The following is a 23,466-nucleotide window of genomic DNA, read 5'->3' on the forward strand; positions in this document are numbered from 1 at the left end:
ACACAAAATACCCCAGAAAACTCCGAAAAATTAAACCACTTCAATCACATAGACCTGATTCGCGGAGCCATGAGACGAAGTGTCCGATTCCCGTTTCCAGTGTCGTGGAGGGCTGCCAGCCTGTCAGAGCGCGGATAGCGCGGATATCGGCCCAGGTTCTTTCCACATCAGCACCCGGCCTTGGTTGCAGGGTAATCTGCGCCTTACGGCCCAGATGCTGCTCCAGCAGGCTAACCAGATGGCGCACGGATTCCGGCCGGTCGTTTCCGACATTGAGAATCCGTGGCTGATCGGGAGCAGGCGGGTGGGCGAACACCGCCAACACTGCCCGCGTTACGTCATCGATATAGGTGAAGTCGCGCGCGAGGGCGTCGCCCTCGTAGAGAGTCACGGGCTCGCCAGCCATAATGGCGCGGGCAAAGCTGTAATAGGCCATGTCCGGGCGGCCCCACGGCCCATAGACCGTAAAGAAGCGCAACCCTGTCTGCGGCAGTCCATACAGATGGCTATAAGCAACCGAGGCCAGCTCGGCGCTGCGCTTTGTCACAGCATAGAAAGAGCCCGGCCTGTCCACCGGATCGCTCTCGGAAAACGGCAGGCGCGTATTGCCCCCGTAAACCGAGGAGGAGGACGCATAGACCAAATGGTCCAGCCGCCGCAGCCTGCGGGCGAACTCCAGCACCGCCACATGGCCGCACACATTCGTGCCTGCGAACACATAGGGGTCTTTCAGGGAGTACCGCACCCCGGCCTGTGCGGCCATATGGAAGATGCCGCATATATCCGGCTCGGCCTGCCGCAGGGCTTCAAGCGCCTCGGGGTTGCTGACATCAAGCTGATGAAAGGAAAATCCGGCCTGCTGTTGCAGCCGGGCCAGCCGGGCCTGTTTGAGCGCCGGGCTGTAATAGCTGTTCAGGTTATCCAGCCCGACAACACGTTCGCCCCGCGCCAGCAGGGCCTGGGCGACATGCGCCCCCACAAACCCGGCCACGCCGGTTACCAAGAGTACCACGTTTACTGCCCCAGATCCTGCGCGCCACGCCCTGCGGCCGGACCAGCCCGGCCGCCGATGCTTTTAATCGAACGCCTTATGGCGCGGGGTGCGCTGCCCCAGTGGTGGCGCCCGTAGCGTTGCCCTTGGCATTGCCCGTTTCATCACCCGCCAGCGTGGCAGACACCACCTTGTCACCCACGGTAATGCCTAGCTTGGCTGTCAGCCCGCCTGCCAGTTCCAGCGTGGCCAGCACCGGGCCATGGCTGCTGATATAAGCAAGACTGTAGGGAACGGCGTTTTCGACAATGGAGGAAACCCGCCCGTCGCTCCCGATAAAGACGATATCCAGCGGGACGACTGTGTTCTGCATCCACATATCGCTCTGGCGCGGGGTTTTCCACGGGAACAGCATACCGCCATCTTCCGGCACGGCGGTGCGGAACATTTCGCCCACCTGCTGCTGGCGCGGCGTGCGCGCCACTTCCACAGAAAACGCATGCGTGCCGGTGGCCGAGACAATGGTCAGGCTTTCCTTGGCCAGCACCGGCTGCGCCTGCGTGGGCTCGCCTGTCAGCGACGCCTCCGCACCGGCGGCACTCTCCTGCGCCCGAACCACCACCATGGGTACTGCCTGCGCCACACATGCGGCCACCAGAGCCGCCAACACTTTGTAGTTCACGTTACCTTACTCTCCCCAGCCTCAGCCTTGCAGGAATGGATTGCCCGCCGCCTCTGTATCCAGCGTGGTCAGGCCACCATGGCCGGGCACAACCGTAATATCGTCACGTATTGCCGCGCCGCCTGACTCTTTTGTCAGCGGCAGCAGTTTGTCCTTGATAGAGCTTACCAGCAGCGGGCCATCGCCATAGGCGAAATCTGTCCGCCCGACCGTGCCACGAAACAGCACATCGCCCACAAAAGCGAAGCGCGCTGCCTTGTCCACAAACACCACATGGCCGGGCGTATGCCCCGGCACGTGCAGCACATGCAGGCGGCACCCGGCATAGTCCAGCACCTCGCCCTCCTGCACAAAGCGATCGACCGTGGCGTTTTCCAGCCCTTCAAGCCCGAAATGCCGGGCCTGATCGGCAATGGACGCCAGCAGGAAGGCATCGCGCTCATCGGGCCCGATCACATCCGGCGCGGGGGCTGCGCGTTCGGCCAGCCCGCGGCGCAAGGCCGCCACACCCCCGGCATGGTCCAGATGGCCATGCGTAATCAGGATAGCCTCGACCTCAAGGGCGTGCCGGTCAATGAAAGCCAGAAGCGTATCGGCATCCCCTCCGGGGTCAACCACGAGGGCGCGCCGGGTTTCGGGGTTCCACAAAATGGAACAGTTCTGCCTGAAGGGCGTAACCGGTATGATGTTCAACTGCATGCCGGGATAGGCCACATGCATGGCTTCACTCTCCTTAACCATACGGGGGGTGTTGCGCTGGTTTGCCCCGTCTGTTCAGGCAATGGCACGAATACGGGCAAAAAAAAACTGCCGGTGCGGCGGAAAGCCCCGCGCGACCGGCAGTTCTGAAAGGCGTGGGGCGTTTACCCGCCCCAAACGGGCACCTTTAGCCCGGCATGACCCAGCCCGTGGCCGGGATATCAAAATGCGGCCGCAGCTCGTGCGAGGGGATGTTGATAAGGTCCTTGGACAGCACCTTGATAACCCGCGCAGCCGCGGGTGCGCTCAGATGCTGGCGGATTTCGTGCAGCACGGGCGCGGGGGCTGCCACCACAAACGCCGCCACATTGGCCCCATCATGCGCAACCTGCGCGTTCATGCGATCGGCCACGCTACGGGCAAACGCATCCTTACGCGCATCCGCGGGCGTGGCACCGGCAGGCATCTGGCCCGGCGTGGCTGTATGGGCGTGGCTGTCAGATACCTCCACATCGTGCATGGCACCCTGACTATCGTGCAGGAAACGCACCTTGCCCCCATCGGCCACGACATACACAACCTGACCGTCTCTAGCTTCCGTCATGAACTTTCCAGTCCCTGTTCGTGTTAACCGCGACAGACGGCTCCGGCTGATCGCCTCACGCAGGGGAGCCCCCCGCCCGGACGATACGCTGCTTGATGGGCAGCCTGTCCGCTGGATGATATAGGGTGGACATATGACAGTTTCACCCCCTCACCCCCCGGAAGAGATGCAAAAAACCGCACAGCACACGCTGGACCATGCCCTGCACTGGGTGCGACAGGGTCAGGCCGTGGCCGTGGCCACCGTAACCGGCACATGGGGCAGCTCACCCCGCCCGGCGGGCAGTTGCATGGTCATGGCCGAGAGTGGCCGGGTGGAGGGCTCTGTCAGCGGCGGGTGCGTGGAATCGGATGTCATGCACAATGCGCTACGGATCATGGCGGGCGATGCGCCGGAAGTGCTGGATTACGGTGTCAGCAGCGCACGGGCATGGGAAGTGGGTCTGGCCTGCGGTGGCCGCCTTGAAGTGCTGGTGGAAGCCGTGCGCAGCCCCGCCTGCCCCACCGGCACATGGCCTATGGAAATACTGGAACAGCTCTGTGCGCTCATGGCCGCGCGCCGCCCGGCAGTGCTGCTGCGCACGCTGGATGCCACGCAGCACCGCGTGCTGGCCACCCGCGCCGATGGCGCGCTGGAACACCCCGCGCATGACGAGGCCCTAGGCCGCGCCGCCCTGCATGCACTGGCCACCGGGCGGGGGCTGCTCACCCCGGACAGCGCCGGGCAGAACTGGTTTGTGCAGCCCCTGCTACCGCCGCCCCGCCTACTTATTGTGGGCGCGGTTCATATTGCCCAGCATCTGGCCCGGCTGGCCGCCCTTACGGGGTTTGACCCCATTGTGGTGGACCCGCGTGAGGCACTGGCCACGACCGAGCGTTTCCCCGGTCTGGAGCCGGGGCGAACCCTGATAACCGAATGGCCGGATGAAGCCCTGCCCGCACTGAGTATCGATTCCACCACAGCCCTCGTTACCCTGACACATGATGCCAAGCTGGATGACCCCACGCTGGAAACGGCACTGGGTAGCCCGGCTTTCTATATTGGTGCGCTGGGCTCGCGCAAAACACAGGCCAGCAGGCTTGAACGCCTGCAACAGCTTGGCTACGCGCCCGAAGCTCTGGCGCGTATTCGCGGGCCGGTGGGGCTGGCTATCGGCGCTGTGGGTGCTGAGGAAATTGCCCTGTCCATTCTGGCCGATATCGTGGCCGTGCGGCGCAACGGCCCATTGGCGACCCGGCGCGGCTGGGACAACCCGTAATGCCCGGCACCCCGCCCCCTTCCACCCTGCCGGGCACAATGGCCATTATTCTGGCGGCCGGGCGCTCAAGCCGCACGGCCCCTGCCCATAAGCTGCTGGCATGCGATGCCTCGGGCCAGCCCATGCTGCTACGCACACTCAACGCCGTGCTGGCCAGCGCGGTGGAGGAAGTGCTGGTGCTTTTACCGCCAGAGCGGCCCGACATGGCAGCCCTGCTGCACCCCCTGCAGGAAAGCCCGGCCAATGCGCCCCCGGCTTCAGCCCCCCTCGCCCCCGGTGGCAGGCAACCAGTGCGACGGCTGCGCATGACCTGCGTGCGCCAGCCTGAGCTTGGCCTGTCGCGCTCGCTCCATGCCGGAGTGCGTGCGGCCATGCGCCGCCGGGCGAGCAGCCTGCTGGTGTGTCTGGCGGACATGCCGCTAGTCAGCCCCGCTTTGCTGGACACGCTGCTGAACACGCAGCGCACCACCCATGCCCCCGCCGTCGCGCCCGACCGGCACGGCCAGCCCGGCAACCCCGTGCTATGGAGTGCGCAGTGCTATGACAGGCTGCTGACTGTGCAGGGCGATCAGGGTGGCCGAACCATCCTGCGCGATCTCGGCTCCGCCGTGCGGCTGGTGCCCGCCCCCGCCGCCATGCTGGAAGATTTCGACACCGCCGAGCGCCTGTCGGATTTTGCCCGTATGCCTGCGGCAGACCCCACACCCACACAGGCATAAAACCGCGCTCTCAGGCAATGGGGGCCGGGTTGCACCGTCTTTTTAACCCATAGCGGGATTCAGGCAGTTGACCGCACGCGCTGGCGGGCCAAAAACTACGGCAGGGCCAGTCCCCCCGGCGCAGGGCCGGGCGGCACGCCCCCAGACACCGGCCCGCCAGACACCAGCCACCCCCAGACAGGGTAGCGAGGGATGGCGGTTCTTTTTTGCAGGAAAGAGTTTCCCGATATGAGCAAGATTCTCCGCACCAACCCGAACCCCATCCTGTCCGCCGCGGTGGAATATCATGGTTTTGTCTACACGCAGGGCGTGGTGGCCCGGAACCTCGATCTGGACATGGAAGGCCAGACCAAGGACGTGCTGGAACAGATCGACGCCCTGCTGGAACAGCACGGCACCGACAACACCCGTCTGCTGCAGGCCCAGATCTGGCTGAAAGACATCAACGACCGTGAAATCCTGAACAAGCTGTGGAGCGCATGGCTGCCCGAAGGTGGCGCTCCGGCGCGCGCCTGTGTGCAGGGCATTCTGGCCGACCCGCGCATGCTGGTCGAAATCATGCTGGTCACCACCAAATAAGCACCTGATCGGCTATTGGCGGCAGGGTAGCCCGACTCAGACGGGTTCCCTGCCGCAATGATCAGGCCCGGCCCCTGTGTGGCCGGTGACGGGGCGGGGTTTACCTGCCCCGTTTTTTGTACCCCTCACACTCCGCCGCCTTCACGCCGGCGAAGTGTGGCAAAAACGCACCGAACACCCGATGCGTTGTATCAGCGCCACAGTTCCTCCGAATCCCCACCCCTTGGGGGCTATGCGGTTTTTTCATCATTCGTGAAGGATTTGTTCTCTTGAGAGGGCAAAATAAAACAGATTTAGACAGATTTGTGACGGGATATAGGAATATAATCCTATTTTTATATTTTTAAGGGGGTTGAAATATCAAAGTGCATTTTTTGCGTTTTTGCTACGCAATGAGAGCTTGCCTGATCTGCGTCAGCCCTTATAGGTGGAACTATCTTGTGAACAGACGCACTTAGCAGCGCACGGAAAATCTAAGGTGGAACCCATGCGGAATGGCCAGCCAAAGACCCTGAAACTGAAACTGGCTGTTTTGTCGTTCTGTTCTGCTGTCCTATCCGTTTCTGGCGTTGCCAAGGCAGCCACCCACAAGGCCCCCACCCATCATGCCGTCACATCCGCCAGCCATGGCAATGCGGGCGCGCATCACGGTATCCACCATGTGGCAAGCCGCCACCATGGTGGTGGGCATGTGATCCAGTGCGTGGCCTACGCCAAATCCGCTTCCGATGTCATGCTGCGTGGCAATGCCCGTGACTGGTGGCACAATGCCGCCGGTGTGTATGAGCGCGGTCAGGCTCCTGAAGCCGGTAGTGTTCTGAACTTCCGTGGCACGCGCCGTATGCCGCTGGGCCATGTGGCCGTTGTGCGCAACGTGGTGGACAGCCGCACCATTGTTATCGACCAGTCTCACTGGGCGCAGGCGGGTGTCAGCCACAACGTGTCAGTTATTGACGTTTCCGCCAATAACGACTGGTCGGCCGTGCGGGTTGCCCTGAACAAAAACAGCGGCACCTACGGGTCGATCTACCCCACTTACGGCTTTATCTATCCCCGTTCACCGGGTGCTGCCCCTGCAGCGCAGATTGCCAGCACCACACCGCAGAGCCAGCGTGATGCTGTCATGACGGCATGGGCCAAGAAAACAGCGGGTGCGACTACGCAGGTTGCGCAGGCTCCCTGAAGCCAGCCGCCCCGGCTGCTCCACAGCTCGCCTGAAGCACGAAACAGTAAAAAGCCTGCCTCTTTATAAAAAAGAGGCAGGCTTTTTTATTATATCCATCAATCCTCAGCCACCTGTCCAAGGCGGGTGGGCTACCCCGCCCGCCCTACTAGCAACAAACCAGTAGGACAGGCGGGAAAACGCAGGGCTTTTCAGCCCTGTTCAGCCCACACGCTCATATCCGGGCAGGAGCAGATGAGGTTACGGTCACCATAGGCATTATCGATACGGCCCACAGGCGGCCAGTATTTGGAATCCGCCCGCACACCGGGGGGAAAGCACGCCTGCTGGCGGGTATAGGGATGCGCCCATTCGCTGACCGTCAGCGCCTCGCCGGTATGGGGGGCATGGCGCAGCACGGACTGTTCTACCGCCACATCGCCCCGTTCGATCGCGCGCACTTCCTCACGGATTGCCAGCATGGCATCGCAGAAACGATCAAGCTCGGCCATGTTTTCAGATTCCGTGGGCTCCACCATCAGCGTGCCCGCAACCGGAAAGCTCACCGTAGGCGCATGGAAGCCAAAATCCACCAACCGCTTGGCAATGTCATCCACGGTAACGCCCGTCATATCCTTGATGGGGCGCAGATCGAGAATACATTCATGCGCCACACGCCCCTGCGCGCCGCGATACAGCACCGGATAGGCATCGCCCAGACGGGTTGCAATGTAATTGGCGTTCAGAATGGCAACCTGCGTGGCACGGGTCAGCCCCGCATCGCCCATCAGGCGGATATAAGCCCATGAAATCGGCAGGATGGAGGCCGAACCAAACGGAGCAGCACTCACCACCATATCGGCATCGGCTTCCTGCGGGTTGCCCGGCAGGTAGGGCGCAAGATGCGCACGCACGCCAATCGGTCCCATGCCCGGCCCACCGCCACCATGCGGAATGCAGAAGGTTTTGTGCAGGTTGAAATGGCTGACATCGCCGCCGTAATCACCCGGACGGGCCAGCCCGACCTGCGCATTCATATTCGCGCCATCGACATAAACCTGCCCGCCCGCTTCATGCACCAGATCGCATACAAGGCGCATGTTTTCTTCAAACACGCCGTGGGTGGAGGGGTAGGTAATCATGACAGCGGCCAGTTCAGCCGCGTGAGCCTGCACTTTTTCGCGCATGTCGGCCAGGTCGATATTGCCCTGCGCATCGCAGCGCACCACCACCACCTTCATGCCCGCCATCTGGGCCGAGGCCGGGTTGGTACCATGGGCCGAAGCCGGAATGAGGCAGACCGTCCGCCCCGCCTCGCCCCGCGCATGATGATAGGCGCGAATGGCCAGCAGCCCCGCATATTCACCCTGCGCGCCCGAATTGGGCTGAAAGGACACGGCATCATATCCGCTGATCTGGCACAGCCAGCGTTCCAGATCCGCCAGCAGAATACGGTAGCCCGTGGCCTGATCCGCCGGAGCATACGGGTGCAGGCTGGAAAAACCGGGCCATGTAATCGGCAGCATTTCCACCGTGGCGTTCAGCTTCATGGTGCACGAACCCAGCGGGATCATGGTGCGATCGAGCGCAAGGTCCTTGTCCGACAGGCGGCGCAGGTAGCGCAGCATATCGGTTTCGGAACGCAGGGTGTTGAAAATGGCCTGCTTCATGAAAGCCGACTGCCGCACCAGATGGCCCGGCAGGGCACTGGCCGGGGCCGCAAGCTCTGCTGCCAGAGCCTGCACGCGCGCCTCATCCGCACAGAAAACCGACCACACGGCCCGCACGGTTTCAGGGGTTGTGGTTTCATCAAGGCTAATACCCAGACGGCCACGCCCCGCATCGCGCAGGTTCAGCCCCAGCGTGCGTGCACGCTCCAGCAGGCTGGCCGCGTCCTCACCCGCTTCGATGCTCAGCGTATCGAAAAACGCCCCATGCACCACCGTAACCCCCAGCGCGCGCAGGCCCGCCGCCAGTGTAACGGTCAGCCCGTGCACGCGCCGTGCAATGGCGCGCAGCCCTTCCGGGCCATGATACGTGGCATAAAGCCCGGCCAGAACCGCCAGCAGAACCTGTGCGGTGCAGATGTTGGAGGTCGCTTTTTCGCGCCGGATATGCTGCTCGCGCGTTTGCAGCGCCAGACGGTAGGCAGGCTGGCCCGCACTATCCACCGACACGCCAACCAGACGCCCCGGCATGCTACGCTTATACGCATCGCGCACCGCCATATAGGCCGCGTGCGGCCCACCATACCCCATGGGCACGCCAAAACGCTGGGTGGAGCCAATGGCGATATCCGCCCCCAGATCACCCGGCGAGGCCAGCACTGTCAGGGCCAACGGGTCCGCTGCCATAACGGCAATGGCCCCGGCCTCATGCAGGGCGGTAATAACTGCTGCCGGGTCAGCCACCTGACCGGACGAGCCGGGATACTGCACCAGTGCCCCAAACACCTCGGCCGCGCGCAGGTCGCGGGCGATATTGCCTACAACAACCGAAAAGCCCATGGGCTCGGCGCGGGTTTTCAGCACCGCGATGGTCTGGGGGTGGCAGTCTTCATCCACAAAAAACGTGGTGGTGCGGTTTTTGGCCACACGATGAGCCAGCGCCATGGCTTCGGCCGCTGCCGTTGCCTCATCCAGCAAAGAGGCATTGGCAATATCAAGCCCGGTCAGCTCCGTGACCATGGTCTGGAAATTCAGCAGGGCTTCAAGACGGCCCTGGCTGATTTCGGGCTGGTAGGGCGTATAGGCCGTGTACCATGCGGGATTTTCCAGCACGTTGCGCTGGATAACCGCAGGCAGAACCGTTCCGTAATAGCCCTGCCCGATCAGCGATGTCATGATCGTATTGCGCGCGGCAATGGCACGCAGGCGGGCCAGCACCTCAACTTCGCTCCAGCCCGGCCCAATGCCCATGGCCCCGCCGAGACGAATATCGCCCGGCAGGGTCTGCGCGGCCAGTGCTTCGAGCGAATCCGCTCCCACGCTCCGCAGCATGGTTTCCACATCATGGCTGGCGGGGCCGATATGACGCGCATGAAACGCGCCATCGGGCTCGGCCAGTCCGGCAAAGGCAGGTAGTGCCTGATCCGGCCCGAACGGCCTGTTATCCGATGTAAAATCACCTGAAAGCATGGGAGTATCCTGAACGGGCTGGAAAGCGGAAACGGAGTGTCAAGCCAGAGCCTAGCCGAGGAACGCCGTATAGGCGGCTGCGTCCATCAGCCCGGCAAGCTGCTCGGGCGCGCTCAGGCGAAAGCGGAAAATCCAGCCTTCGCCTTCGGGGTCGTTGCTGATGCAGGAGGCATCGTCCGCCACGGCGGGGTTGCCATCGAGCACTTCGCCATCAACCGGAGCGTAAATGTCTGAGGCCGCCTTAACGGATTCGACCACGGCAGCCGTCTCGCCTGCCTTGACGACGGTGCCTGCCGGACGGGCTTCGGCAAAGACCAGCTCACCCAGCTCGCTGGCGGCATGGCGGGTAATACCCACAACGGCGCTATCACCCTCAACACGCAGCCACTCATGTTCTTTGGTAAAATAAAGGCTCATCTGATTTCTCCTGAGAGGCACCCGGCTGGGTACCATGAAAAACTGAAAAAAAACGGCAGGTCGGAGCCTTAGGCGGCCACACGCCTGAAACCGGCGGGCACGAACGGCAGTGCTTGCACCGTGCAGGCCACGGCACGGCCACGCAGCTCGGCAGCCACCGCCTGCCCCGGCTGGGCCAGAGCGGTGCTGACATAGCCCATGGCCACCGGCGCATCGACCGTGGGGCCGAACCCGCCCGAGGTCACAGAACCCACCGGGCTAACCAGCGTTGCATCGGCAAACAAACCGGCTCCACCACGCACGGGGGCGCGGCCTTCGGGCAGCAGGCCTACGCGACGGCGGATGGTGCCTTCGCTCAACTGAGCCAGAATGATCTCCGCACCGGGGAAACCGCCTGCGCGCGCGCCACCGGCCCGGCGGCTTTTCTGGATCGACCATTCCAGCGCGGCTTCAACAGGGGTGGTTGTTTCATCAATATCCGCGCCATAGAGGCACAGCCCGGCTTCAAGCCGCAGGCTGTCACGCGCACCAAGCCCGATAGGGGCCACGCCGGGCTGCGCCAGCAGGGTGCGGGCCAGTGCCTCGGCCTGCGCAGCGGGGACGGAAATTTCAAACCCGTCTTCGCCCGTATAGCCGGAGCGCGACACCACGCAGGCGGCACCGGCAATATCGAGTGCCCGCACATCCATAAACAGCATGTCCTGCACGGCGGGGGCCAGCGCTGCCAGCACCTGTCCGGCCAGCGGGCCTTGCAGAGCAAGAAGCGCGCGGTCTTCCAGCACGTCCAGCGTGCAGCTTTCAGACAGATGCGCGCGCATATGGGCAATATCCCCTGCCTTGCACGCGGCATTGATAACAATCAGCAGTTCGTTCTCCAGCCGGGTGACCATCAGGTCATCCAGAATACCGCCCCGCTCATTGGTAAACTGCGTATAACGCTGCCGCCCGGAGGCCAGCCCCGCGATATCGGCCGGCACAAGCTGCTCCAGCGCCAAAGCCGCATCGCGCACCGCGCCGGAGCGCGCACGCACGCGCACCTGCCCCATATGCGAGACATCGAACAGCCCTGCCTGCGTGCGGGTATGCCGGTGCTCGGCCATAATGCCCTCGGCATATTGCAGAGGCATGGCATAGCCCGCGAACGGCACCATGCGGGCACCGAGATCCGTATGCAGGGAAAAAAGAGGGGTATGGAGAAGTGATTCGGAACTCATGCACACTGCCCTTGCGCGTTACAAAAAGGCCATGCCTTCCTTACGCGGGGTGCGAAGGGGCCTGGACCGTAAACCGTCCGTTGCCCCTTCTGTGCCTTGTGCCTGAGATCGCTATCCCGTCGGCGGACGCCTCAAGGGCGTCTCTCTCCAGAAGTTTTAATGCGCAGGGTCCTTTTGCCTGAGAGTTTCCGGGGCGGTTGCTCCTTCGGCGCCAGCTCGAAGCTGGGCTCTCCCTCTGCGCGGCGTGATTGGTGACATCATTTTAACGACAAGTCAATCACGCCCCGCAAGGCCGTTAGACTCAGGCTTTTCCTGCGGGAAGGTGCTTGGCGATATACGGCGGCAGGTTAAAGGAACCGACATGAATCTCGGGTGTCCAGTACTGGGTTTTACCCTCCAGACCGGCGGCCTGCGCCCGCGTGCGCACGCTCTGCACATCCTGCCCGGCAAGGCTGACCTTGGAGGCAATACCCAGTGTCATGAACCCGCCCACATAGGTCGGCACCGCCGCGACATAGGCTGACACATGCGGGAAAAACTTCGCCCGGCGCAGGCTGGTTTCATACAGCTCATCCGCCTGCATGAACGGCACACCGCACTGGTTGACGATCAGCCCCTGAGCGCTGAGCACGCGCGCGCACTGCTCGTAGAAAGAATCGGTGAACAGGACTTCACCCACCCCGATCGGGTCCGTGCTGTCGACAATAATGACATCGAACGCAGCATCGGGCGCACGGGCCACGTAGTCGATACCGTCACCCACGATCACTTCGGCCCGCGGGTTGGTCCAGGCGTCCTGCGCGATGGAGGGCAGGTGCTCCTTGGACAGTTCGATAACCGCACCGTCAATTTCCACCATCACAGCTTTTTCCACGCCGGGATGTTCGAGCACGCGGCGCAGCACGCCGCCATCGCCTGCACCGATAATCAGCACCCGGCGCGGGTCAGGGTGGCTGAACAGCGGCACGTGGGTGAGCATTTCCTGATAAACGAACTCATCGCGCTCGGTAATCTGCACCACGCCATCGAGCAGCAGCACCCGACCGTGAGAATCGCTTTCAAAAACAACGATGTCCTGAAACGGACTGCGCACCCGCGCCAGTTCACGTACGACACGAAACCGCTGGCCCCAGTTGTCGTACAGGGTTTCCTCAATCCATGTTTCAGTCATGTGCGCCTCATCCGGTTGCATGACGGCCACCCCCTGCGCCTGTGCGCGTTGCGGGTTCAGTGCCCGTCAGAAAAACAGACAGAAAATAAACAAAAAAAACCGGCAGGCCATACCCCCTACACCCTCTGGGGGTGGGTAGGGCATGGCCTGCCGGTGTCAGGCATCCGCCAGACTTATTTTTTCACCACGCGGCCGCGGCGTTCTTCATTGACTTCCAGACGCTTGGCCTGGAACAGCCGCTGCATGACCGGCACAGCAAGATGCGGGTCGCATGCGCCACACATGAAAATATCCACGGCGGCAAAATTGCGCTCGGGCCATGTGTGAATGGAAATGTGGCTTTCCGCCAGCACAACAACACCCGACACGCCACCATTGGGCGTGAAATGATGGAAGTGACTGTGCAGGATCGTAGCCCCTGCCGTTACTGCGGCTTCGCACAGGGTCTGGTCGATCTTTGCGGGATCATCCAGATTTGTGGCGCCCCACAGATCAACAAGCAGGTGTGTGCCTGCGAACTTCTCGCCGTTTTTTTCGACGAAGTAGTCTTTGCGCTCTTCGTCATCAGACGAGACGGGAGCGGAAAATGTCTGGTTATTGCTCGGGTGTTCCGAGACCATCCCCAGTTGAGCAAGTGCGTTCATGACGTACCCCCAAACCAGTAGACAGCCTGTTGGGCAAAAATTGCCCCCTTGGGCCAAGAGCGCGCTAACTAGGCGGTTATACCCGGCATTGCAAGCATTAAATCAGGTCTGTAACCGTTTTTTCACAACCCCGCAGGTAAGGGTGCGCGCGTACCAACCCACGCCCGCAGGCGCGACAGTGTATCCGTATCGCCCGCAGCCGCCGCATCCTGCGCAAGGCGACGGGCCAGTGCGACCTGATCGGACGTTAGCGCGCCTTCGGCTGGCAAAGCGCGGCTGGCCAGACGCCCCAGAACCAGCACAGCCTGCGCCCATTGCCGCTGCTGCTCGTACACCTGCCCGCGCAGGCGCAACCCGTCATCCGATTCGTCGGTGGCCAGTAGCTTCAGGGCCTGCGCCTCATGCCCTCCGGCCAGCGCCAACAGGGCGTTGTCATAACGCAGACGGGCGGGCAGATCAGCCGGAAAATCCGCTGGCATACCAAAGGAAAAACCAGAGAGCGCTGCACGCCCCAGAGCCTGCGCAGCTATCCCCTGCTGCCCGGCCGCAAAAGCAGTGCGGGCCAGAAGCTCCGCCCGGTCAGCCCGCATGGCGGGGGTGATGGATAAAAACTCCGCCTGCGCCAGAACCGGCACCGCCTGTGCGGGCCTGCCCGCCCGCACCAGCGCCGCACCATACCCGGCCAGCAGCTTGGCGGTGGCAGCGTCATAGTCGAGCCAGTGTATGGATGTGGCCACCCATGCCAGCGCATCCGCCCCCGGTGCAAAACCGACATGCTCGGGCGGGGCCGTCTGCTCGCCAGCCTCCTGCGGCACGCTGCCGAACACCAGCGTATAGAGCACCTGCCGCCAGACATCGCGCAGCCTGTCGCGCGGGGTGGCCTCTCCCGGCTCCAAGCCGGACAAAACCGAGGCCGCCGCCTTGGCCTGCCCGGCCAGCACCAGTGCCTGCGCGTAACCCAGCCGGGCCGCTGCACGGGCTGTCGCATGAGGCTGCATCGGTAACGGGGTAACGGGCGGGGCAAGGCCCGCGGGGGCAGCCGCTGGCACAGACCCGCTGCCGGTTGCGGTCTGCTCTCCGGCATGAGTGCGCTCGGAGGCCAGCAGGCGTTCATACGCGCTCATGGCCATGGCCGGGGTGATCTGGTGCAGGGCAAGGCGCAGGTCGATCAGCTCTACTGCTGCCATATCGGCAGTCTGGCTGGTGCCCGCCTGCAGAGTGTCCAAGGCAACAAGGGCGGCATCTGTCTGGCCCTGCTGTCTGTCCAGCAGGGCGCGGGCGAGTGCGAGGGCGCTGTCATCAGGCGGGGCATCACGCAGGGTGGCCCGCAGGCTGGTCAGTGTTTCAGGTGCGCCATAACGTGCCACATAGGCCGCCACGCGCGGGGCCAGCCTGTCACGCACGGGTGCCGGATACTGACTGAGCCGCGCATAGGACCGGGCCAGCAGGGTGGCTGTCTGGTCGCTATCGGCTCCGGTCATCATGTCATACAGCGCGCGCCACAGGGCCATGTCCGGGCCGAATCGTATATCCGCATCGGCCAGCAGACCGGCCTCGGCTGGCACGCCCGCCAGCAGGGCCGCACAGGCACGCAGCACCATGGCCGAATCCCGCGCACTGCCTCCAGCATGGGGCGCAGGCAAGCCAGAGACAGGCTCCCGCCCGAATACGGCTACTCCCTCGGGCACACCCCCCAACACGGAAGAAGAGGGCAGGTCACGCAGCAACAGCCAGCTTTGCCGGGCCTCCCCCGCTGCAAAAGCAGCACGGGCGGCGGCTACACGCACCGGCCATGGCACCAGCGCGCCAGCCTGCGCACCCTCGCCCGCCTGCACGCCATGCCTGCCACCTGTGTCACCGCCTGCGTGCCTGTCTGCATGGCTGCCTGTGTGCTTGCCCCCTGTATGGCTACCGGGGTGGTGACTGGTATGTGCACCCGCTTTTTTCGCGACTTTTTTGCCGCCCTGCTGCCTGTTCTGCGTCTTGGCGCTGTCCCTGCCTGCCTCACTGGCCCAGCCACTGGCTTTCAGGGCGGCGCGGGCAGCCTGCCAGCGCTGCATCAGCAAAGGAGCGGGTTCATCACGCAGGCCCAGCCAGTCCCAGTCACGGCCATGGGCCACGCCACCATGCAGCGGGCTAGATGCACCACCCGCCGCCACGCCCTGTGGCACCAAACCAACCGGCAATGGGTCAGGAGCTATGGATTCCACCACAGGGCCATAAATGGTCGGGCGCAGACTGACACGCGACGAATCCGCCATAACCGCAAGCCCCTGCCATGAAGGCCGCAGGCGGTACCCCACCGCCTCGGCCCCGTGCAGGACAGGCCCGGTCAGCCGCGTGGACAGTGCGACAAACACCGTCCCGCCGGATGCGGGGTCTGGCAAGCGCAGCACGGGGCCAGAGCCCAGCCCCGTAAACAGCACAAAGCCCGGCAGCCTCAACAGGCCCGGCCCGGAACCCAAAGCCGAGCCCGAGTCCAGCGTAGAGGCAGGAACAGACGCAATGGCAGGCACGGCGGGGTGCTGTGCCTGAGTTGGCGCCACCCCCAAAGGCTCCGGCTGGCAGGCCCCGCCCAAACACACAAGCCAGCCCGTTCCGTCATGCACAAAGCCCAGCGGAGGCAGAGCCTGCCCCGGCGGCAGGTGCTCCAGAGCCGAGCCCGGCAGCGAGGCCGTTAGCCCCCCCGCGACTGCACCCGGCGCTGCACCGGACATTCCTTCCGTGACAGCGCTCTGCTGCGTGCCCTTTGCCGAGGCCATACCGGGCAGGGCGGTTGCAGGGAATGGCACCCGGATAACCGTAGCGTTTTCAAGCCCGACCACCTGTAGGGCGGCAAACGGGCCTGCCTGCCCTTTTGTGCTGGCCGCTCCGGCAGGTGCTTCCGCCGGAGCAGCCAGCGGGCGATCCACCACCACAACCAGATCCGCACCAGAGCGAAAAGCCGCAAGCCCGGTTGCCGCATCACCGGGCAGAAAGAGCGCGTGCCCATTATCCCGTATGGAAACGGCCTGCCGAGTCACGGCGGGCAATGCCGCAGGCGCCGTAAAGGGAATGGGGGCCGGGGTGGTGGACGAGGTTACAGGCGCACCCTGCTCCTGTGCAGGCACCACGACAGGCGTAGCCTGCCGGGCGGCCCGCTCTGGCACAGGCCTGTGAGCTTCCGGCCCAGTCGCGGGAGGATTGGTGGCGGGCTCTTCGGGGGGTGTACTGGCAGTGCTGTCCGGGGGTTCCTCCGCCTGCGGCACCTCTGCGGCACTGGCCGCCGGGCTGCCTTCATCCGCCGGGTAGGAGTGTTGGGTGCCGGTGGCGTCATCCGGCGCTGCTTCGGCAGGGGTTTGAGACTGATACTGAAACCGCGACTGCCCCGGCGACTGAAACAGTCTCCCCGTTGCTTCCTCCTGAAGCTGGCTGTCGGTTGCGGCGGTGCCCGGCTCCTCCGCTGGCTGGCTGGCGGGGGCATTGGCGCCGGTGTGCTGGGCATCCTGCATGGCGTCTTCTGAAAAAACGACACCGTTTTCATCATCCGCCGTCTCGGCCCGGCCCGGTGGCGCTAGGCAGGCCAGCCAGAGTGCGGGGGCAAGCAGCACAAATCGTCCGGCCACGGGCCACACCGCGCCGTACCGCGCAAAAGACCTGCCCGCCTTTGCCGCCTGCTTGCTCTCGCCGCCTGTTTTCACGCTTTTTCGCGCTCCCTTATCCACACGCATCCAGCCCGGCCCCGCCGCTTTCCGCCCCGCTGGCCACCCCTGCCATCGGATTGCCAGAAAGCCCCTTCATATAAAAAAGGTGTCCAAACACGGCGGAGCCCACTACACTCCGCTAACAGACCACACCCGACAGGCCGGACTGTATTTAGCATCCTGTCGGGTTACGTGAAGGGTGTCCGCCATACGGACTGCCAGCACAAAGGCAGTTCCGGGCTGTTTGCACCCTGCTCCACAGGCCGGATCAGATGATCTGGTGCAGGATAACGGGCAACCACTGCAACAGAAGGGAGACATTGTGTCCAATACGGAAAAACCGCAATCCCTGCCGATATTTGGTGTTATTTTCGACATGGATGGTCTGCTGCTCGACAGCGAGACCCTAGCCATGGATGCACTGGTGGCGGCAGGCCACGAACTGGGCTACGACATGCCCGCCACCTTCTGCCGACGCATGATCGGCGTGCCGGCGGACGGGTGCGAAAAACTCGTGCGCGAAACCTATGGGCATGATTTCCCGCTGCGCCGTTTCTTCGACCTACAGGAAAAACACCTGCGTGATTTTGTCGATAACGGCAAGCTCGTGCTCAAGAGCGGCGTTACACCGCTTATCGCCCTGCTGGACGAGCTACGCCTGCCGCGTGCCATCGCCACGTCCTCCAGCCGCATGCGTGCGCACCATCACCTGAAACTTGTTGGCCTTGACAAGCATTTTCCCGTCATTGTCACGCGCGATGATGTGGATAACGGCAAACCCCACCCCGAACCCTACCTGAAGGCCGCGCACCTGATCGGCATTGAGCCGCGCTTCTGTCTGGCGCTGGAAGATTCGCATTCAGGCGCACGGGCGGCTGTGGCGGCAGGCATGCGCGTTATTATCGTGCCCGACCTGCTCGAACCCACCGAAGACGTAAAGGAAAACGCACTGGCCATTGTCAACGAACTGACAGCCGTGCAACCCTATATCCGTCTGGCGGCGGGTATGCCCATCGCCTAAGCCACTTTCTTTCCGGTGTGCCACATGCGGCACACCGCCTTTGCCCGTATGGAGCATGAATCAGGCATGATTTTCCTGCACTCCGGTTTCAGAACCGCCAGCACATGGGTGTGGTCGCAGTTCCGGGCCAATACGGGCACACTGAGTTATTATGAAGTGTTCAACGAAAGGCTGGCAGGGCTGACGCTCCAGACAGCGCTGGCACTCAACGGGCGTATCTGGCATTCGAAACATCCGCCTGTAAAAAACTATTTTGAGGAATTTGTTCCCCTTATACAGAATGGACAGGGCATTTTTCTCTATCAGAAAAACATGGCCTCGAACTGGTTTATTCCGCAAGGCGGCATGGGCGGCACGCTCAGGCAGGAAGAATTCCTGTACTGCCAGCTTCTTGTGAAATATGCCGAGCAGACAGGCAAGGTTCCTGTCCTGTCGGCCACGCGCAGTCTGGGCCGCATACCCGCCCTCAGCCGCGCGCTGCCGGGCACGCATGTGCTGATCTACCGCAACCTGTTCAAACAATGGTGCTCGTTTACCGAACAGGGCGAAATCGGCAATACGTATTTTCTCAAAACCATCGTCGGGCAGCTACAGGCTGAAAGCGCGCCTGAGGAATTTGCCGCCATTCTTGCGGAGTTCCCCCCAGCTCTGGCCAGCCCGCGTGATGAAAACCTGTTTGTGTGCTTTGCGCTGCTGCATCTCTACCTGTACAGCCGCGCACGCCCGGCCTGCGATCTGGTGATGGATATTGCCGCCATGGCAGCCGACCCGGCCTGCACCACCGCTCTGGAACAGCAGTTTCTGACCCGACACGGGGTAAGCGTGGATCTTTCAGGAGCGACAGATGGCATGATGTTCTGCCAGATCGACCCCGCTACCCATGACCGGCTGCACAGGCTGATTGACGAACGCGGGCGCGCACTGGTCAACAGTGCTGAAACCGCGCAGGGCCGCGCCTTTGGTCTTGAGGTGCTGGAAACATTTCTGACAACCTACGCGGCCTATACGCGCGAGGCCCTCACCACCGCCTGAAAGCGGGCTCTCCCTACAGGCGCCCCATTCCCGTGTGGCTCAGCTCTGGCGGGCCAGTTCCGCCATAACGGCGGTGGCGGGTGCATTTTCAAACCTGTCCAGCAGGTCGGCAATGGCGGCAACCTGACTTTCATGCGCAGGCAGGGCAGGCCCGGCCATATCCTCACGCGCAAGGATAGCCGCAACAAGTCCGTGATGGTCTCCCCGCCAGGTCGCGCACAGGCGCAGCAGCGTTTCAGACCGGGGGTCAGCCGGGACAAAGCGCAGCGCCCCGCGCTCATGCAGGATAAACCAGCGTATCCAGCTTGCAACCAGCAGATGGGCACCCGGCACTGCCACGCCCGCCTCAAGGTTTGAACGCATAGCACGCAGCACCCGCGCCACCAGCTTGGCCGAACCGTTACGCCCGACCCGCTCAACCCTGTGGGCAATGGACGGATTGCGAAAACGCCCCATCAGTTCAACAGCGTATTCATCCAGCTCTGCTTCGTCCAGCGCCACATCCGCCACCTGCTCCAGACGCATGAAGCGTGCAGCCAGTGCCCCCACCGCCGGGTCGGATGCAGCGGCGGCAACAGTATCCAGCCCCGCCAGCGCCCCGGCATAGGCCAGCAGCATATGCGTGCCATTGAGCATCTGTAACTTGGCGCGCTCGAACACCCCGACATCAGGCACAAAGCGGGTACCCGCATGGGCCTCCCACCGGGGGCGCTCTCCGTCAAAACGGCCAATGATCCACTGAAACCACGGCTCGGCCGAAACCGGCGCTACATCCGACAGGCCACCCAGCAGCCTGCGCGCGTCATCCCGGTCGGTTGCCGTGGGGGTGGGCACGATCCGGTCCACCATGCTGTCAGGAAACTGCACATGCGCGCCAATCCACTCCGCCAGTGCGTCGTTCCCACGCAAGGAAGCAAAGTCCATCACGGCCTGCCGCAATGTCTGCCCGTTTTCACTCAAATTATCGCAGCACAGAATAACGGGAGGCACCCCGCCGCGCTTGCGCACAAGGGCAAGCCCACGGGCCAGAATACCCAGCGCCGTGCGCGGCCTTGCCGCTGCGAGGTCGGAACGGATAGCCTCAGCCCGTGCATCAAGCCGCCCCTGTGCTGTCAGATAATAGCCGCTGGCGGTCACAGTCAGGGTTACGATACGGGTCTGGGGGTCGGCAATCCGCTCGGCCAGCCCGGCATCCTTGGCGCGGGCAAAAACGGTATCGGTAATCGATGCCATGATAGTGGCCGCTGTTTTGCGCGGCCCGCGTGTCAGCAAGGCATAAAGATTATCCTGCCTACCCAGCGCCTGCGCTAGATCGGGCTTGCGCATGGTGGCTGAGACAATGCCCCAGCCCAGCCCTTCTTTTCCCATGGCGCCAATGGCTGCCTGTGTTGCGGCAACCTGATGCGCCCGGTGAAAATTACCGCAGCCCAGATGCACAATACCGGGCCTGAGTTGCGCAGGGTCGAACTCCGGCAGGGAAACCGTGTCCTGAACGCGTGAAAGTGTCTGGCGGCAAAGCTGCATGGCGGTCTGCCTCCTTTTTGTTATGCCGTGCGGGTAAGCACCCCAAAGCCGGGCACAGCAGTCCCGGACAGCGCACGATGTGGATATGGCACAGATAAGGGTTCATGGAACAAAGAAGTCCATGGCCAATTCACGCCGTATCACCGTTAATTCATCAAAATCGTGAATGAATAGACCACTCAAGTCAAGGAAAAAATTCACCGCCAACATGAAAGGACATCACATATACCTGCTACGATAGTCCTGACATTATCATTCATGCCACTTTTTTTATTTTATTTTTATTTAATTGGAACGGATATTAAAGAAAAAATCAGCCATATAAATATTAACCGTACCCTCTATACCAGAACAGATGAGCCAAAGCGCTCCTGCCTGTTCAGCAGACATGCAGGGCGTTGATTGCCTTCAGCCTGGACAGGTCGCGCAATGCGGGTTCGGGCCTGCCAAACAGGTAGCCCTGCGCATGGGTGCAGCCATCGGCCTGAATACGCTGGCGCTGCTGGGGCGTTTCCACCCCTTCGGCCACGGTTGCAACCCGTAGCGTCACGCCAAGCTGCGCCAGAGCGCGCACAATGGCGGCGCAATCTGAGCGCCTGTCACCATCCTGCACGAAGGAGCCATCAATCTTGATCCGGTCGAACGGAAAGGCCCGCAGATGCGCCAGAGATGAAAACCCCGTGCCAAAATCATCCAGACTGATGCCCACACCCATATCGCGCAGGGCCTGAAGGTCGCGCAGGGCCTCGTTACCACCCGACATCAGGGCGGTTTCGGTTATCTCGACACTCAGCCGTGCGGCGGGCAAGCCGCTGGCAGCCAGCGCCATGGCCACAGCACCGGGCAGGCGCCCCTGCCCGACACTGGCCGCCGAAATATTGACCGCAACACTCGCCTCATCCGCCCAGATGGCAGCATCCCGGCAGGCGGCATGCAGCACGAAGGAGTCCAGATCGTAAACAAGCCCTGCTTCTTCCGCCACCGGAATAAAATCCTTGGGCGGAATCCACCCGCGCGAAGAATCGTACCAGCGCATCAGCGCCTCACGCGAGACCACCTGACCGGATGTAAGGTCCACAATCGGCTGATAAAACACAAACATATCGCGCGAATGGACAAAGGCATCACGCAACATGCGTTCAAGCCGTGCGCGCATGAGCACGCTATCTTCCATCTGGGGCAGGAAAACCCGCGCCGTATTCTTGCCGCCCGCCTTGGCGGCATAGAGCGCCATATCCGCGCGCGACAGCAGCAGACTGGACTGCGTGCCATGCTCGGGTGAAAAAGCGATACCAACCGAAGCGCCCATCTGGTGCTGGTGCCCCGTTGGCAGCACAAAAGGATATTCAAACGCATCAATAATGCGCCCGGCCAGCCCCCCCACCTGCTCTACCGTAGCGTTCTGCACGATCACGGCAAATTCATCACCACCAAGCCGGGCCAGAAATACCCCCGCCTTGCGGCAGATCGTGCCCAGCACCTCCGCTACATGCGTGAGCATCAGGTCACCCGTGGCATGGCCATATGTGTCATTTACCATCTTGAAACCATCAAGATCGACAAACATCATGGCGCATTCATCGGCTTTATCATCGATATTCATATCGGACAGAACGGTTTCCAGCCGTTCCATGAAAGCCGCGCGGTTATGCAGGCCGGTCAGCATATCGTAATTGGCCAGCCGGAAGACATGCTCCTCCGCCCGCACCTGCGCCGTTACAAGCGACCATGTGAGCATGGGGCCGTAATCGACTCCATTGGGGCCGAACACACGCGATACCGACAGATCAAGAATTTCAGGCCCGAGGTGAATACGCGCCTGATGGTGCGGCATGGCGGCATCCAGCAGCAAGGCGCGCTGCTGCTCGGGGTTTTTATGAAAGATATCGACATTAACACCCAGCAGGCTATCAACCTCCACAGGCAGCAGGTCGCTTATTTTTTCAAGAATTTTGCGAGATGTCTGATTATAATAGGAAATACAAAGGGTTTTGGGGTCCAATAGCATGACGCCCACAGGAATCTGATCCAGCATACGCAAAAGCTGCGTGTGCGACATATCAACAGTCTGCACCGCTTCTTCCTGTTCCGACTGACCGGGAAAAGAGCACCCCTGCTGTTGTGAGGCCAGAGACTCTGCTTTCATACGCCTTGATGCCTTAAACCGTTCACGTTCCGGTTTCGCAACCGTAACAGAAACGGTGTGGCACCGGCTAGGTAATGTTACTGCACTTTATTACACGCATGAACCCGCTTTCATACGTTTTTCATGAAACTCCTGTCATGTCCGCTGGAACGAGCACGCCAGACTGCCCATACAGCCCCTTCAGACACGGTGCGGCGCAAGCACGATAACCGCCGCACCCGCCACGCATAGGGCAGCCCCTGCCATATCCCATCGGTCAGGCCGCACCCCTTCCACCAGCCACATCCACAGGCAGGAAACCGCCACGTAAATGCCGCCATAGGCAGCAAAGGCCCGGCCTGCGGCATCCACCTGCACCAGTGTCAGCAGGCTGGCAAAGGCCACAAGCGACAGCCCGCCCGGCACTAGCCATAGCGGCGTGCGCCCCAGACGTAGCCACGCCCAGAAGCTGAAACAGCCGGCAATTTCACAAAATGCCGCAACAACATAAATCAGAACCATGCTCATGGGCTGGCACTATAGCCCCTCCACCAACCCACAGAACAAGCAAAATCCTGCCAAGCGCCCATCAGCCCACAGTATTGAGAAACGCCATGTTCTGCGCCCGCAGGGCGTCGAGGTCTGGCCCGGTCGGGTAAAGCCCACTGGCCAGTGTGAGCTGCGGCCAGACAATGCCATGCGCCTCCATGATCCGGCTTTTCAGCCAGCCCCATGTCGCGCGCTGGATCGTGCCCCATGTGAGCAGGTCGAGCGTGTCGGTATCCGCAAGGCCGGTATAGCTCC

General features: G+C 62.4%; 19 protein-coding genes, 1 pseudogene and 1 riboswitch. Of the genes and pseudogenes, 6 read left to right on the top strand and 14 right to left on the bottom strand.

What is annotated here, in order from left to right:
• Positions 1-40 precede the first annotated feature (40 nt).
• The 4 genes from ABF757_RS10710 to ABF757_RS10725 form a co-directional block, all read right to left on the bottom strand.
• Positions 41-1,012, bottom strand: a complete 972-nt coding sequence (locus ABF757_RS10710; protein ID WP_415482297.1) for an NAD-dependent epimerase/dehydratase family protein — start codon at positions 1,010-1,012, stop codon at positions 41-43.
• Between the two features lie 76 nt (positions 1,013-1,088).
• Positions 1,089-1,616 carry a DUF192 domain-containing protein gene (locus ABF757_RS10715; RefSeq protein ID WP_415482319.1) on the bottom strand — a complete coding sequence of 176 codons (528 nt, stop codon included), beginning with the start codon at positions 1,614-1,616 and terminating at the stop codon, positions 1,089-1,091.
• A 78-nt stretch (positions 1,617-1,694) separates the two neighbouring features.
• Entirely contained in the window at positions 1,695-2,393 is a 699-nt protein-coding gene (locus ABF757_RS10720; protein WP_415482321.1) for an MBL fold metallo-hydrolase, read from the bottom strand.
• A gap of 166 nt (positions 2,394-2,559) precedes the next feature.
• On the bottom strand, positions 2,560-2,976 hold the full coding sequence (locus ABF757_RS10725; protein ID WP_035371461.1) for a baeRF12 domain-containing protein: 417 nt from the start codon (positions 2,974-2,976) through the stop codon (positions 2,560-2,562).
• 133 nt (positions 2,977-3,109) lie between these two features.
• Between ABF757_RS10725 and ABF757_RS10730 the strand changes: the two genes are divergently transcribed.
• The 4 genes from ABF757_RS10730 (at position 3,110) to ABF757_RS10745 (ending at position 6,715) form a co-directional block, all read left to right on the top strand.
• Positions 3,110-4,234 carry an XdhC family protein gene (locus ABF757_RS10730; RefSeq protein WP_415482299.1) on the top strand — a complete coding sequence of 375 codons (1,125 nt, stop codon included), beginning with the start codon at positions 3,110-3,112 and terminating at the stop codon, positions 4,232-4,234.
• Positions 4,234-4,953, top strand: a complete 720-nt coding sequence (locus ABF757_RS10735; RefSeq protein ID WP_415482301.1) for a nucleotidyltransferase family protein — start codon at positions 4,234-4,236, stop codon at positions 4,951-4,953. The genes ABF757_RS10730 and ABF757_RS10735 overlap by 1 nt, the downstream gene beginning before the upstream one ends.
• Before the next feature lie 228 nt (positions 4,954-5,181).
• Entirely contained in the window at positions 5,182-5,532 is a 351-nt protein-coding gene (locus tag ABF757_RS10740; RefSeq protein ID WP_025861555.1) for a RidA family protein, read from the top strand.
• A 487-nt stretch (positions 5,533-6,019) separates the two neighbouring features.
• A complete protein-coding gene (locus ABF757_RS10745; protein ID WP_415482323.1) occupies positions 6,020-6,715 on the top strand; it encodes a CHAP domain-containing protein in 696 nt (231 codons plus the stop codon).
• 191 nt (positions 6,716-6,906) lie between these two features.
• Here the strand turns inward: ABF757_RS10745 and gcvP are convergent, their stop codons facing one another.
• From gcvP to ABF757_RS10775, 6 genes are all read right to left on the bottom strand, one after another.
• On the bottom strand, positions 6,907-9,831 hold the full coding sequence (gene gcvP, locus ABF757_RS10750; protein ID WP_415482304.1) for an aminomethyl-transferring glycine dehydrogenase: 2,925 nt from the start codon (positions 9,829-9,831) through the stop codon (positions 6,907-6,909).
• Positions 9,832-9,882: 51 nt separating this feature from the next.
• Complete coding sequence (gene gcvH, locus ABF757_RS10755) at positions 9,883-10,248, bottom strand: glycine cleavage system protein GcvH (protein ID WP_415482306.1); 366 nt, start codon at positions 10,246-10,248, stop codon at positions 9,883-9,885.
• A gap of 68 nt (positions 10,249-10,316) precedes the next feature.
• Positions 10,317-11,462: a glycine cleavage system aminomethyltransferase GcvT gene (gcvT, locus tag ABF757_RS10760; protein WP_415482308.1), complete on the bottom strand. Its 1,146-nt coding sequence runs from the start codon at positions 11,460-11,462 to the stop codon at positions 10,317-10,319.
• Between the two features lie 156 nt (positions 11,463-11,618).
• Positions 11,619-11,708: riboswitch (glycine riboswitch) on the bottom strand.
• A 55-nt stretch (positions 11,709-11,763) separates the two neighbouring features.
• Entirely contained in the window at positions 11,764-12,633 is an 870-nt protein-coding gene (gene speE / locus ABF757_RS10765; protein ID WP_025861558.1) for a polyamine aminopropyltransferase, read from the bottom strand.
• Positions 12,634-12,806: 173 nt separating this feature from the next.
• Positions 12,807-13,277, bottom strand: coding sequence for an adenosylmethionine decarboxylase (gene speD, locus ABF757_RS10770; RefSeq protein WP_025861559.1), 471 nt, complete (start codon positions 13,275-13,277; stop codon positions 12,807-12,809).
• A 122-nt stretch (positions 13,278-13,399) separates the two neighbouring features.
• On the bottom strand, positions 13,400-16,882 hold the full coding sequence (locus ABF757_RS10775; protein ID WP_415482311.1) for a hypothetical protein: 3,483 nt from the start codon (positions 16,880-16,882) through the stop codon (positions 13,400-13,402).
• A gap of 322 nt (positions 16,883-17,204) precedes the next feature.
• Here ABF757_RS10775 and ABF757_RS10780 point away from each other — a divergent pair, with 322 nt between their 5' ends.
• The gene (locus ABF757_RS10780) at positions 17,205-17,981 is read left to right on the top strand and encodes an HAD family hydrolase (protein ID WP_025861396.1); all 777 of its coding nucleotides are present in this window, start codon (positions 17,205-17,207) and stop codon (positions 17,979-17,981) included.
• A gap of 24 nt (positions 17,982-18,005) precedes the next feature.
• The gene (locus tag ABF757_RS10785) at positions 18,006-19,013 is read left to right on the top strand and encodes a hypothetical protein (RefSeq protein WP_415482313.1); all 1,008 of its coding nucleotides are present in this window, start codon (positions 18,006-18,008) and stop codon (positions 19,011-19,013) included.
• A 39-nt stretch (positions 19,014-19,052) separates the two neighbouring features.
• On the opposite strand, the gene ABF757_RS10790 is transcribed toward ABF757_RS10785, so the two are convergent.
• The 4 genes and pseudogenes from ABF757_RS10790 to ABF757_RS10805 all read right to left on the bottom strand — a co-directional run.
• A complete protein-coding gene (locus ABF757_RS10790; RefSeq protein ID WP_415482315.1) occupies positions 19,053-20,537 on the bottom strand; it encodes a mannitol dehydrogenase family protein in 1,485 nt (494 codons plus the stop codon).
• 379 nt (positions 20,538-20,916) lie between these two features.
• The gene (locus ABF757_RS10795; RefSeq protein WP_415482317.1) at positions 20,917-22,683 is read right to left on the bottom strand and encodes a sensor domain-containing protein; all 1,767 of its coding nucleotides are present in this window, start codon (positions 22,681-22,683) and stop codon (positions 20,917-20,919) included.
• 180 nt (positions 22,684-22,863) lie between these two features.
• A complete protein-coding gene (locus ABF757_RS10800; protein ID WP_025861399.1) occupies positions 22,864-23,190 on the bottom strand; it encodes a YnfA family protein in 327 nt (108 codons plus the stop codon).
• A 61-nt stretch (positions 23,191-23,251) separates the two neighbouring features.
• Positions 23,252-23,466 (bottom strand): annotated as a pseudogene (locus tag ABF757_RS10805) (hypothetical protein); the annotation flags it as partial.

Source organism: Acetobacter papayae, assembly GCF_047721125.1.
Taxonomy (GTDB): Bacteria; Pseudomonadota; Alphaproteobacteria; order Acetobacterales; family Acetobacteraceae; genus Acetobacter; species Acetobacter papayae.